A 314-nucleotide genomic window follows, 5' to 3' on the forward strand; every position below is an offset into this window, starting at 1 on the left:
AAAATCGATAAATAACCCTGAGAAAAATCCGGAGAGCTGGCCGGTCATAGTTCCGAAACGCGCCATGGACGAAATAAATATCGGCGATGTTGTCGTTTCAAGCGGAATGGGGGGCATTTATCCCGCGGAAATTAATATAGGAAGGGTCAATAAAATTATTTCGCCAGAATATGAAACGACATTGGAGATAGAAGTTCTTCCCATGCTTGATTTTTCAAGATTGGAATATGTTTTTTTGCTTGATAAAGACACTTCGGAATACGTCGCGCCCTTATCTGATTTTCAATCGGACTATCAGCAGCAAGGATTAACAG

1 protein-coding gene is annotated in these 314 nt (G+C 41.1%); it reads left to right on the forward strand.

The genetic code is table 11. From position 1 onward, the window contains the following. Positions 1-64: 64 nt before the first annotated feature. The coding region (locus ACYVTD_RS18865) for a rod shape-determining protein MreC (RefSeq protein ID WP_461249111.1) at positions 65-314 on the forward strand (250 nt) is incomplete at its 3' end.

It is taken from the genome of Treponema sp. R6D11, from assembly GCF_054786075.1.